The following is a 12591-nucleotide window of genomic DNA, read 5'->3' as shown; positions in this document are numbered from 1 at the left end:
AATGGGAAAAACTAGAAAGGCATGACGCATACAATGCGCATAACCAAGTAACAAAAATCCGTTTTTGCACCTAAAAATCCATATTTCTTACTTTAATTTACACTATTTTACATAAAAAATTAAAGAGGACAACGCCACATCCACTAATTTTCAAAAATACCACTAGAATTCTCAGCATTACAGCAACACTAGGCTTAAAAAAAGCCAACTCTCAGATAAGAGTTGGCTTCGATTTACACAACGTTATTTCTAGGTTAGCTAATTTGTTCTGATGCTTTTCCTTTACCAATACGACCGATTAGGAAACCGCCAAGTAGGCCAAGCAAGATGGCGATGGTCCAGTAACCGTATTTTTCAAATAGGTTGGTATTAATTAACGCTAGACTCTGGTTATCTTGATACACCAACCTTTGGATAGTCTGATTTTTAAAACTCATTTGCTGACGAATTAAAAGGTTAAGTTCCGCCTCTGGCTTTTCATTCAAGCCCGCTAATCGCCAACGCCATTGCAGCTGACCACCTTCTACATTGGCTTTGACTTTAGCATTACTAATCATTTGAATTTCACTGTCGGTAATCAATTCAGCCTCATAACTCTGTCCTAATACAGGCTGAGCCACGGTGGCCGTTACTAATATCTCAAACGTATCGTTTAAAGCCATTTCATTTGGTAGTTGCCAATTCACCGTTTGGATACTAGATACCAACTGCGAATCCATCGAGTGACTTTCCGCTTGTAAAGAAATGGTATCGTTTTCTAATATACCAAGATCGTTTTTGAGTTTTACTAAAGCCTGATTAAGATCTGACACTTTTTGATTCTTCTCATTCAGACTTGCTTGAGCGTTAGCTAATTGCTGAGCTAAGCGGGCATTGTTTACTTGTGCCGTTGCCAATTTTTGGTCCATTGCCAACCATCGTGCTTCCATATCGGCATGATCATCAATAGCGCCTTCTAGTGTAATCATCTGGGATCGATATTCTTTTAGGGCCATTTGCTGGCGATGTATTGTGGCTTGGTAATCTCTAATGCTGTTCTGTAAAGAAAAGATTTGCTTGGCTTGCGCTTGCTCCAAGGCATTGGATTCAGATGGTGCCATAGATAATTGATTATACTGTTCTCTTAGTAACTGATGCTCTTCACGGGCGTCAGCCAATTGTCTGGCTAAAATACTGTTTTGCTGACGTAGTTGCGCTACTTGTTGCTGTAAGCTTTGTTTTTCATCCAAAACCAATTGGTAGTTTTGTTGCCATTGCTCACTTTGACTAGATTGACTGGCCAGTTGCGCCAACTGTTCATGGAGAGTGGTATTTTCTGAGCTTAATTGTTGAATTTTGTCTTTTAGCTGATTGTTTTCAAGCTGTAAAGCTTGATATCGAGCTTCCAACGCATCACGTTGTGTTTTTTCATTTTCTAGATCAAGCAAGACTTCTGCATTACTCGTTGATGACTGCAATTGCGCAATTTGGCGGTCTTTGTCGTCTAGTAAACTGGCCAGTCGCTGAAGTTCCACTTCGTTATCTGCTAACGCTTGGTTAAGACGAAGAATTTCTGAATCGGACTGAGTTGAAGCTGGGGTTGCTTGAATAGGGGCCGCTGTGTCTGTAGACAGTTCCGTGTCTAATGGCGATTCTTCGCTACTGCTTTGGTCACTTGTGCTGGTACTTTGGTTACTGCATGCCGATAACAATAAGCCAACTGCAACGGGAACCCATAACGCCGTACGTGCTTTCATCATTCGCTCCTTAATCCCAAGGTAGTTAAACCTTATGCCAGATTTAAGTATAGAATGCAAAAAAGCCGTAAAGAAAATTATTACAAAAAGTATAAAAAAGCCAGTAAGTTAAAGCCGATAAAAGCCAACTTACTGGCTGTATCCAGTTGTGTTAAGCGAGGCTTTTTGAAATCACTTCATACACATCTTTCGATAAGTCATCGGCCATAATACGCTCTAGTTCTGCTTTCATTTTAACACGTAATTCTGGCGCCATTTTCTTCCAGCGTGTTAATGGCGTGCAAAGACGAGAAGCAATTTGCGGATTACGCTTATCCAATACCAATATTTGATCGGCTAAGAATTGGTAACCGCTGCCGTCAACATGATGAAACGCGGAAATATTTTGACCAAACCCACCCAAAAGAGAACGCACTTTATTTGGATTTTTAAGGTCAAACGCGTCGTGTTTCATTAGTGTTTTCATACTATCAACGGCCTTTTCCTGCTCGCGACTGGCGCTTAGCATTAACCATTTATTCACGACCAAAGGTTCATTCTGCCATTGCTGATAGAAAGCATCGAGCAGATTGTCCGCTTTATCATGACCGTTGTGGACGGCAATGGATAACGCGGCAAACTGATCCGTCATATTATCTGCCGATTCAAACTGGTCAACAACGGACTGTTTCGCTGTCTCAGCACCACTTTCCAACCAATAAGACAAAGCAAGGTTTTTCAATGAACGACTGGCAATGTCTTTTGCTTCCGCCTGATATGGACCCGTAACCTGATGTTGCTGATAAGCTTGAGCAAATTCAGTTTGCAAAGACTCCGCTATCTGTTTTTTCAAATACTGGCGAGCTTGTTTAATGGCATTAGGATGAATTACCTGAGCCAACTCTGACAAATAAGCCTGACTTGGCAGATTCAAGATCAAAGCCACCATCGCAGGGTCTAAATTATCGTTTTGTAATAGCGCTTTGAAACCTTCCACTAAGTTTGAGGTTAGAGACAGAGCTTCTCCAGCGATCGCTTGTTCAATTAAGGTATTAAGCTCATTCACCGCTAACTGTTGGCCAGCGTTCCAACGATTAAAACCGTCTTGATCAGCGGACAACAACAACAGCAAATCCGCAGAAGAATAGTCGTAAGACAGCTTCACTGGCGCAGAGAACCCTCTTAGCAAAGAAGGCACAGGCTTGGTTGCAACTTGCGTGAATTCAAATACCTGCTCGGCTTCTGTCAATTCCAATAAATGCTCGTCGGACGAATCGCCATTGAAGGAGGCTGAAAGCGCATTACCTGATTGATCAATCAAGCCAACACGCACGGGAATATGCAAAGGCAACTTAGTTGGTTGGCCAGGGGTGGCTGGTGTTTCTTGCTGTAAGGTTAGACGATAGGTTTGACCTTGTTCATCGTATTCATCGACGACACGAATCTGTGGTGTGCCAGCTTGAGAGTACCAACGTTTAAATTGCGTCAGATCCACTCCGGAAGCTTCTTGCATAGCGGCCACAAAGTCATCGCAAGTCACGGCTTGGCCGTCGTGGCGCTCAAAATACAAATCCGACCCTTTGCGGAACTTCTCAGCGCCTAACAAGGTATGAATCATGCGCACAATCTCGGCGCCCTTTTCATACACAGTTAAGGTATAAAAGTTGGAGATTTCAATAAAGGAAGCCGGACGCACTGGGTGCGCCATTGGACCTGCGTCTTCAGCAAACTGAGCGGTTTTCAAGAAGGACACATCTTCCACACGTTTGACTGTGTCAGAATGCATATCCGCCGAAAAACTCTGATCACGGAATACGGTAAAGCCTTCTTTCAAACTTAATTGAAACCAGTCACGACAAGTAACACGGTTGCCAGACCAATTGTGGAAGTATTCATGGGCAACAATGGCTTCAACACGTAAATAAGTATCATCCGTTGTCGTTTCTGGGCTGGCTAGCAAGCAAGAGGAGTTAAAGATATTCAAACCTTTATTTTCCATTGCCCCCATATTGAAGTCATCCACCGCGACAATCATAAAGATATCTAAGTCATACTCTCGACCATAAACCTCTTCATCCCAACGCATGGATCGCTTTAAGGCTTCCATCGCGTAATCGACTTTATCGATATTGTGGGCTTCGGTGAAAATCTGCAATTTCACTTCACGCTGACTCTGCGTCACAAAGGTGTCGTTTTTCACTTCCAAGTTGCCCGCCACCAGAGCAAACAAGTACGCCGGTTTTGGGAATGGGTCATGCCAGACAACGGACGTTTTGCCATCATCCAGAGTTTCACGAGCAATTTCATTACCGTTAGACAACATCACAGGGTATTTTTCAGCGTCGGCAATGATTCTTGTGGTGAATACCGACATCACATCAGGGCGATCAAGGTAATAGGTAATGTGACGGAAACCTTCTGCCTCACACTGAGTGCAGAACATAGAAGAAGAACGATATAAACCTTCTAATCGAGTATTGTTTTGCGGTTCAATTAAGGTTTCGCAAGTCAGTACAAAACGGTCCGCCGTGGCGGTGATTATTAGCTGATTGTCCACCAGCTGATATTCACCAGACGGCAAGACATAATCGTCCATGGCTACCGCAACCAACTTTACCTCTTCGCCACCATCAAGTACCAGTGGAGCGGTATTTTCTTTCGAGTCTGGATTGCGTCGCATGTGCAATTTAGACGTTACCACCGTCGTGGCTTCGTCTAACTCAAAGGTTAATTCTGTTTTATCGATCAGAAACGGAGGGACTTTGTAGTCTTTCAGGTAAATCGCTGACGGTTGACTCTCTTTCATAATCACTCTCCTAGAAACTTAAACTGGCTTGGTAACCTGTGTATTTGCGTAAATTGATGACACCAGTATCGAGAATCAAATATTGGCCTTTGATGCCCATTAACACCCCTTCAATGACGGGTGTTTTCTCTGCATTTAGACTGGTGATCTTAGTGGGGTATTCCAACACTGGATAGGTAAATTCGTGGGTTTCATTCTGATCCGACAAATCGGTAATGGCTTGTAGGCCAAACTCTTGCTGCAGTGAGTCTAACCCCTCGTATAACTGACCAATCAAGCGTTCTTGTTCAGCCTCAAGATCCAACACCAGATCCGAACCTTTTAGCATATTACGCCAGTTGGTTTTATCCGCCACTTCAGATTTAAATAAGGTTTCCACTAGACCGGATAAACGACGATTTTCAACGCGAAAAATCGGTCTAGCTTGGGTTGCCCCCTGGTCAATCCAACGGATTGGCAGCTGATCGCCACGAGTGATACCGATTTTTAATGCAGAAGAATTGGCAAGATAAACATAATGGCTTTGCATGCAAAATTGCTCTGCCCACTCAGGCTCACGGCAAGTACCCAAATGGAAATGGCATTTCTCCGGACTCATGATGCACGTATCGCAAGCCGCAAGTTTACGAAAACAATTAAAACAATAGCCCTGACTAAACGATTTCTTGGTCTTTTTGTGACAGTGAATGCAATGAATATCACCGCTAAAGTCCAAACGAATTCTTTGCCCCAAAAGATCATTCATCTGCTGGCTTTGATCGTCCAGATTAAGTTGGTATTGCACCTTGCCATCGATGGCTTCAACCTTCATCTTACGAATTTGACCTTGCAGCATTAGGACTTGCCTTCTGCTGAATTATCCACCCATTTTATGGTTTCATGTTCATTGGTCGATTGTTTGCTGTCACAGCCCTGGTGAACTTGTGTATCAATGAAACCCACGCGTTTTTCTTCAGACTTATTGGTGTAGTCGTAGGTAATTACCGCTTGCAAGCATAATTCTTTTTGTTCTTCCGTTAAGCGTACGCCATTTGGCCACTTGCCAAGCTCTACGGCTTGTTTCAGGCTGGCGTAGACTTCCGGTGACATATTGTCGATCATTTCTTTAAAGTTCATGTTTTCTCTCTTTAAACCGAATCAGCTCAAGCATTTAATCGGCTTTAATCTGTTTACCAAAAAATGCATCAAATACCCCAAAGCACACACAAAGCGCCAACCCTGAGAGCAAACCGATTGTATGTGCTGTGTTAGCGATATTGCCTAACCCCAGTGTTTCAGGCAATGACGTGTAGCCCACGCCCAACCAAATCATGAAAAAGACCATTAAGCCCTTACTGATCAAAACAGGGTAATGTGAACGAACAATCGGCAATAGCCAAGCAAAACCGATCAAACCATATACCACACCAGACAAACCGCCAAAAATTGGATATCCACTGAAATAGAATTGTAAAACGTTACTTAATATTGCGGTAATCAGCACCGTCAACAGCCACACAAGTTTACCGACCAGCACTTCTAACTTACGGCCAATATCCCATACCCATAGGCAATTAAATACAATATGAACCACACTAAAATGTAAAAAAGCTGGCGTTAACACACGCCAATATTCAGCTTTCGCCATAACATCGGATAAATTCATAAAATAAATATGACCGTTCGTCACATCGAATGGACTAATGGTAAACAGACTGACTAAAGAAAGGTTGGCTCCTAATTCGGTCACAACGGCAACAACAAAGCTGATCAGCAATACCATCACAGTTAAAGGTGATTGTTTGGCCTGCATCATTAAGTTGCTTGGTGATTTTCGTTCGGTAGCCTGATTGACATGAGAATTTTGTAACAGGGATGGATCTTCTTTCCAAATCAAAATTAATTGTTGAACTGTGGCCTGTTGACTGGCGTCCAGCAGCCATAACTCTCTTGCCCCTTGATTCTCAACAATTTGATGAGCTACTTTATGATGCCATAAAGCATTAGCCAGTAATTGCGGTTCTTCTGTCGTGTCAAAGCGATATACAAAATACATGAAATTCTAAAAAGATACCTTTTTTAGACAATACCAGCTTAATCTATCAGATTAAGGACGATAACTTGACTGCCACCCAAGCTTATCACGACAAACATTGTAGAAGTCATGAGCCTTTGGGTGAATAAGACGAATGCCACCCTGCTTTTTAGTAATATGAATCTCGTCACCCGGTGCCGCTGTGATATTCAATTGCCCATCACAACTTACGCTTGGATAGGTCAAATTGGATTCACATACCACAATTCGAATTTTCGCATTAGCATCAATCACAATAGGACGATTACTTAAGGTATGTGGGTGCATAGGAACCAGCACCAAGGCATCCAATTTCGGTAACATGATTGGTCCACCAGCGGATAAAGCATACGCCGTTGATCCTGTTGGCGTGGCCACAATCAAACCATCGGACTTTTGATTCATCACAAACTGGTCATCAATAAAAAGATCAAAACGTATCATTCGAGCCGATTTACCTGGGTGCAAAACCAAATCGTTTAACGCGATGCCATCACCACTTGGTCGATTTTGTCGTTTAATCTTAGCCTCTATCATAAAGCGTTTTTCTTCATGATACTCACCCGCCAAAATAGGGTCTAATTCTTCTTGTAGATGTTGAGGAGAAATGTCGGTCAAAAAGCCCAAAGTACCACGGTTAATCCCCAGTACTGGAATATCATAGTTACAAATTGCACGGGCAGCACCTAAGAAACTACCGTCGCCACCTACGACCATGACCATATCACAATGATCACCCAACTCTTTAAGTGGGGCTTGCGCTACTTTGATGCCAGGCATCATCGCCGCCAATTGGCTTTCGAGAACAGGTTGCACCTCTTTATCCTGAAGATAATCCATTAACTTCTTCACGGTGTCTAAAATTTGCGGTTTGTCTAATCGAGCAATAATGCCAATACGTTTAAAAAGACTCATGCGTCCTTCTCTTTCCTGCTTTCAATGTATACAAATGAACTCACTGCGATCGCTATTGGAGTCTTACATAATTTGCGCCACTTTAACATGAAGCAGACTATATTCGCTATGAGCGAAGGCTAATATCAAACGCTGTTTGATTTTTTTTCATTCAAAACGGAGTTTGGTGCGAAGCATAGCCACGCCAACCCTGCATTCCTCCAGTATGAATCATCAGCGTTTTAGCATGCGGCCAAGCACCATTTTTCATTTTATGCCAAAGACTAAAGAACACTTTTGACGTATAAACCGGGTCTAATTCAACATAGGGATTTGCCTCAAAAAAGGCTTTTAAAAACATCGTTAATTCCAATGGAAGCTTAGCATAACCGCCCAGATGTGCGTCATCATGAAACCCTAGACGATCACTAATATGTTGTAAGTCGTCTTCTTGTTTTGCAATATTAGCCGCCAAGCTAATAATCTCAACACGCTGTTGAGCCATCCCTTTTAGGGCGCTAAACACCTCGAGTTTCGGGCAGGCCTCACTTGATAAAATGCCCGCTGCTGTGGTTCCCGTACCTGCCGCAATAGCCCAAGCGGAGTACTGACCAGATATTGCTCCAATAGTATTGGCCCAATCCGCACAACCTTCTGCACCTAATACACCACCGCCCCCTTCAGGAACCCAATAAATAGCTGGATAAAGCTGTGAAATGTGTTTTACCACATCCGCTTCCAAGCCCAAGCGAAAATCCGAACGTTGACTCGGCCAGAGTTCAGCTCCGTCTGCAACTGCGTCTTGTAACGTTGGCGTTAAGCCAGCCTGTAACTCGCCTCGCACTAGCAGAATAGCCTGTTCATCTCGATCTGCTAAACTGGCCGCCAAGGCATGCAAATGATTTGAATAAGGCCCACCTAAAGAGCCAATGTATTTGGCATTTTGTTGTTCCGCAGCTTTTAAATGATGGCGCAACTTATGCCACTTGTTTCCTGGCGCTTTTGCGTGTTCTAAATCGCCACGATAAATGTCCAACTGATACGTTTGGTTAAGTTTAGACGCACCTAAAAAATTAAGATTGATGGATTGAATTAATGACACAAACAGCCTAACCAAAGTCGATTCATAAAAAGAATATATGCATTATACTCACAATGGCACATAGACAGATTATCCTAATGGTTTTTTTGTTAGAATCCCCCACTCTATTTATTTGTATTGCGCCCTTTCTTCAGACCTAAACTCAGATCGAAGTTAGAGTAAGGCACCATACTCAACAAGGATCTCCATGAGCCAACATAACTTATTGTATGATGCCGCCGATGAATTCGGTCCGATTCGCGTCTTTGATGATGGACAATATCGGATTTTGTCTTTTGCTGATGGCGACGAACAAAGTCGTATTCGCTTATCTACGCCGCACGTATTGCAGCACGAATACACTCAAGCCATGATGCTCGCTTTATTATTTTGTCAGCCCAAGCGAGTATGCATTTTAGGTCTAGGTGGTGGCACCTTGATTCATGCTTTGTATCACGCTGTGCCCAGTGTGCAAATTAGCGCCGTTGAATTAAGGGCAGACGTTTTGGATGCCGCGGAGCTTTTTTTTAAACTGCCAAGAGGCAAACGCATTCAGCTAACCTTAGACAATGCCATTGACCATGTTGAACAAGGACTCGACAAAAAAGTCGATCTGTTAATGACAGACATCTACAACACTCACGGTATGGACATTCATGTTCTTGCGCCTAGCTTTATTGAAAACTGTGCCAAAAACATAAAAGAAACAGGCTGGCTTGTTCTCAACTGCTGGATAGATCAAAAGCACAATGACGATTTCACACAATGCCTGAAAGAACATTTCCGTTCCGTCAGTGCGTTGGACACAGGAAGCGGTAATTGGGTGATCTTAGCCGGCAAGCAAAAGCCAGATCATACTGCCAAAGAGCTTAAAACCATGGCGCAAAAACTAAGTAACACCTTGGGGTTTTCTCTCAATAAATGGCTCACCCGCCTGACTGAGCTTTGACATAAAAAAGCCAGCTTATCGCTGGCTTCTCCTTAATGGCTGCGACGTTCTTATATTCATTTAAGACAGCACTGAATCGACTAAGGCTTTCGCTTCTACTTCAAGTGCTAATAAATGCGCTTCGGAAACAAAACTTTCCAGATAAATTTTATAGACATTTTCCGTACCGGATGGACGCGCCGCGAACCATCCATTCGCGGTAGACACTTTTAATCCACCAATGGCGGCTTGATTTCCCGGAGCGTGGGTTAGAATCGATTCAATTTTCTCCCCTGCCAGTTCTGTTTGCGTCACATTATCCGCCTGTAAAGCACCCAATAAACGCTTCTGAGCAGGCGTCGCCGCAACGTCTATACGTTTGTAAAATGGCTTACCAAATCGCGCCACTTGTTCTTCGTATAACCTTTGCGGATCCTTACCTGTTATTGCCAATATTTCAGCAGCGAGCAGCGCCATAATGATGCCGTCTTTGTCGGTTGTCCAAACACTGGCATCTTTACGTAAAAAAGACGCACCAGCACTTTCTTCGCCACCAAACCCCATAGAGCCTTGGTACATGCCTTCTACGTACCATTTGAAACCAACAGGCACTTCACACAATTGTTTGCCTAAGCCATTTACCACACGGTCAATCATGCCGCTCGAGACAAGGGTTTTACCGAACATGGTATCAGCAGGCCAAAGTGGACGATGTTCTGACAAATACTCGATGGCAACCGCCAGATAAGCATTTGGATTCATCAAGCCGGATTTGGCACAGACAATGCCATGGCGATCGTAATCAGGGTCATTGCCAACCGCAATGTCAAAATCGTCTTTCAACTTGAGTAAGGATTGCATCGAATAAGGCGATGAACAGTCCATACGAATACGACCATCTTTATCCAATGGCACAAATCGAAACGTCGGATCCACTTCCGTGTTGACCACAGTAATATCTAATCCATACCGATCAGCAATGGGTTTCCAGTAATGAATACCGGATCCACCCATCGGATCGACACCAATGCGAATCTTCGCTTTGGCAATGGCGTCCATATCAATCACATTCTCCAAATCACTGACATAGTGCTCAATATAATCAAATGATTCGATCAAATTCGATTGCGTCACTTCTTCTAGCGTTACGTGTTTTACCCCTTGAAGACAATTCGCTAATAACTCGTTGGCACGGTTTGCCACCCAATCTGTGATCTCTTTATCTGCCGGGCCGCCTTTTGTTGAGTTGTACTTAATCCCACCATCTTCAGGAGGATTATGAGAAGGCGTAATGACAATACCATCACTGATGTCTTGTTGGGTTTGATTGTGCGTCAATACTGCATGTGAAATAACAGGCGTTGGTGTATAACCACCCGCTTGTTGAATTCGAACACGAACACCATTAGCCACCAAAACACTCAATACGGTTTGAAAAGCCGCCTCAGAAAGCGCATGAGTATCTTTACCAAGATACAATGGACCATCAATGTTTTGCCCTTGCCGATATTCAGCCAAGGCTTGCGTAACCGCTAAAATATGATGTTCATTAAAAGTGGTGTTCAGTGCGCTGCCACGATGCCCTGACGTACCAAAAAGGACTTTTTCATCTGGATTGTTAACCACATTAGGCTTTTTCAAATAATAAGCCGTCATGAGTTCCGGGAGTGACACGAGAGAATCGTGAGGAGCAAGCTGTCCTGCTTGTGCGTGAATCGCCATATAGTGAGCCCTATTCATTGTGCTTATTCAAAGTCTCGCTTAAATCCACAAAACTTTCAATGAGTTAAGACTGAGATGATTTTATTGAACAAAGAAAAAGCCGTTCGGGAAACTAATGAGGCATTGGCTGGTCTCCCAAACAAGTTCTAATAGGGTTGCTTTTTATGGGTTAGCGTTTTTTTAAAATCAGGCTGCCAATAGAATAACCCGCACCAAAAGAACAAATCACACCGATGTCGCCTTGTTGTAAATCCTCATGGTATTTGGCAAAAGCAATAATGGATCCCGCTGAGGCTGTATTCGCGTATTCATCCAGTACCACTGGCGCTTCCTCTAACGTCGCATCACGCCCTAATAAACGCTTACTGATCAGCAAATTCATATTGATGTTTGCTTGATGCAGCCACCAGCGCTTCAGCTGTGATATTTCAATACCCTCGCTGTTCAAATGACTTTCAATGTGGTCTGCCGCCATAGGACAGACTTCTTTGAAAACCTTACGGCCATTTTGATGAAATAATTTATCTGCACCATAGGGATCTTCATCTGTCACACGGGTCAGATAGCCAAAGTTAGATCGAATGTTATTAGAATAGGACGTCACACATTTGGTGCTTAACACCTCAAATGAATGATCCGATTGACAAGTTTCAGCCAGCTCGACCACAGTCGCTGTCGCCACATCACCAAAAATAAAGTGCGAGTCGCGATCCATATAATTCACTTGTGCTGAGGTCAGCTCTGGGTTGATCACCAATACCCCTTTTGCCGTTCCCGCTTTTACCGCATCAACTGCGCGCTGCAAACCAAAGGTCGCCGCAGAACACGCTACCAACATATCAAAGCCAAACCCTTCAATACCAAGTGCAGACTGCACTTCAATAGCAATGGCAGGATAAGACCGTTGGGTATAAGCGCAAGAGACAATGACCATATCGATGTCGGCAGGGGTTTTATTGGCTGCTGCCAATGCCTTGTTTGCTGCGGCAATCGCCATTTCGGCCTGATGAGAGACTTCATCATCCCCGCGAGGGGATAGCAAAGGCCGCATTCGATCAATGTCTAACGCGCCCTCTTTCGAATAAATGTAACGACTTTTAATACCAGACGCTTTTTCAATAAACGCCGCGCTGGATAAAGGCTTAGCCTCTAATTCACCTTGTTCAATCGCATCGGCATGAAGCGCATTGTATTGTTCCGCCCATGCGTTATAGCTATCGACGAGTTCTTCATTCGTAATGGAATGTGCAGGAGTCCATAAACCGACTCCGCTAATGACAACAGAAGAATTCATTTCATTCGTCCTTATTATTGTTTTGCTGTGTTAAGTATAGATGAGATTGTGAACGACAAATCCGTCTTCGTCCACAAAAATGTAATATCAGAAATCCG

Annotated in this window: 10 protein-coding genes; 1 reads left to right on the top strand and 9 read right to left on the bottom strand. The window is 43.4% G+C overall.

Features of this window, described 5'->3' with window-relative positions; all coding sequences use genetic code 11:
- Positions 1–254: 254 nt before the first annotated feature.
- From OA79_RS16620 to OA79_RS16590, 7 genes are all read right to left on the bottom strand, one after another.
- Complete coding sequence (locus OA79_RS16620) at positions 255–1739, bottom strand: hypothetical protein (RefSeq protein ID WP_156486288.1); 1485 nt, start codon at positions 1737–1739, stop codon at positions 255–257.
- A 148-nt stretch (positions 1740–1887) separates the two neighbouring features.
- Positions 1888–4521, bottom strand: a complete 2634-nt coding sequence (pepN, locus tag OA79_RS16615) for an aminopeptidase N (protein WP_063334334.1) — start codon at positions 4519–4521, stop codon at positions 1888–1890.
- A 10-nt stretch (positions 4522–4531) separates the two neighbouring features.
- Entirely contained in the window at positions 4532–5356 is an 825-nt protein-coding gene (locus OA79_RS16610; RefSeq protein WP_063334333.1) for a DUF2797 domain-containing protein, read from the bottom strand.
- Complete coding sequence (locus OA79_RS16605; RefSeq protein ID WP_063334332.1) at positions 5356–5637, bottom strand: YeaC family protein; 282 nt, start codon at positions 5635–5637, stop codon at positions 5356–5358. Before OA79_RS16605 ends, OA79_RS16610 begins: the two co-directional genes overlap by 1 nt.
- 34 nt (positions 5638–5671) lie before the next feature.
- Positions 5672–6556, bottom strand: coding sequence for a rhomboid family intramembrane serine protease (locus tag OA79_RS16600; protein ID WP_063334331.1), 885 nt, complete (start codon positions 6554–6556; stop codon positions 5672–5674).
- A 51-nt stretch (positions 6557–6607) separates the two neighbouring features.
- Positions 6608–7489, bottom strand: coding sequence for an NAD(+) kinase (locus OA79_RS16595; RefSeq protein ID WP_063334330.1), 882 nt, complete (start codon positions 7487–7489; stop codon positions 6608–6610).
- 151 nt (positions 7490–7640) lie between these two features.
- Positions 7641–8570 carry a hypothetical protein gene (locus tag OA79_RS16590; protein WP_063334329.1) on the bottom strand — a complete coding sequence of 310 codons (930 nt, stop codon included), beginning with the start codon at positions 8568–8570 and terminating at the stop codon, positions 7641–7643.
- 187 nt (positions 8571–8757) lie between these two features.
- Between OA79_RS16590 and OA79_RS16585 the strand changes: the two genes are divergently transcribed.
- On the top strand, positions 8758–9498 hold the full coding sequence (locus OA79_RS16585) for a spermidine synthase (protein WP_063334328.1): 741 nt from the start codon (positions 8758–8760) through the stop codon (positions 9496–9498).
- Positions 9499–9558: 60 nt separating this feature from the next.
- On the opposite strand, the gene pgm is transcribed toward OA79_RS16585, so the two are convergent.
- Positions 9559–11199: a phosphoglucomutase (alpha-D-glucose-1,6-bisphosphate-dependent) gene (gene pgm, locus OA79_RS16580; protein ID WP_063334327.1), complete on the bottom strand. Its 1641-nt coding sequence runs from the start codon at positions 11197–11199 to the stop codon at positions 9559–9561.
- Positions 11200–11368: 169 nt separating this feature from the next.
- Entirely contained in the window at positions 11369–12493 is a 1125-nt protein-coding gene (locus OA79_RS16575) for a beta-ketoacyl-ACP synthase III (protein WP_063334326.1), read from the bottom strand.
- Positions 12494–12591: the final 98 nt, after the last annotated feature.

Origin of the sequence: Marinomonas sp. TW1 (assembly GCF_001625355.1) — a bacterium.
Classification (GTDB): domain Bacteria; phylum Pseudomonadota; class Gammaproteobacteria; order Pseudomonadales; family Marinomonadaceae; genus Marinomonas.
The sequence above is the reverse complement of the archived record's forward strand: the minus strand, read 5'-3'. Positions and strand labels throughout refer to the sequence as shown.

What these genes read in the sequence shown, in the direction of transcription:
- OA79_RS16620 (WP_156486288.1), bottom strand. Translation starts at nt 1,739, where the DNA reads ATGATGAAAGCACGTACGGCGTTATGGGTTCCCGTTGCAGTTGGCTTA.
- pepN (WP_063334334.1), bottom strand. Translation starts at nt 4,521, where the DNA reads ATGAAAGAGAGTCAACCGTCAGCGATTTACCTGAAAGACTACAAAGTC.
- OA79_RS16610 (WP_063334333.1), bottom strand. Translation starts at nt 5,356, where the DNA reads ATGCTGCAAGGTCAAATTCGTAAGATGAAGGTTGAAGCCATCGATGGC.
- OA79_RS16605 (WP_063334332.1), bottom strand. Translation starts at nt 5,637, where the DNA reads ATGAACTTTAAAGAAATGATCGACAATATGTCACCGGAAGTCTACGCC.
- OA79_RS16600 (WP_063334331.1), bottom strand. Translation starts at nt 6,556, where the DNA reads ATGTATTTTGTATATCGCTTTGACACGACAGAAGAACCGCAATTACTG.
- OA79_RS16595 (WP_063334330.1), bottom strand. Translation starts at nt 7,489, where the DNA reads ATGAGTCTTTTTAAACGTATTGGCATTATTGCTCGATTAGACAAACCG.
- OA79_RS16585 (WP_063334328.1), top strand. Translation starts at nt 8,758, where the DNA reads ATGAGCCAACATAACTTATTGTATGATGCCGCCGATGAATTCGGTCCG.
- pgm (WP_063334327.1), bottom strand. Translation starts at nt 11,199, where the DNA reads ATGGCGATTCACGCACAAGCAGGACAGCTTGCTCCTCACGATTCTCTC.
- OA79_RS16575 (WP_063334326.1), bottom strand. Translation starts at nt 12,493, where the DNA reads ATGAATTCTTCTGTTGTCATTAGCGGAGTCGGTTTATGGACTCCTGCA.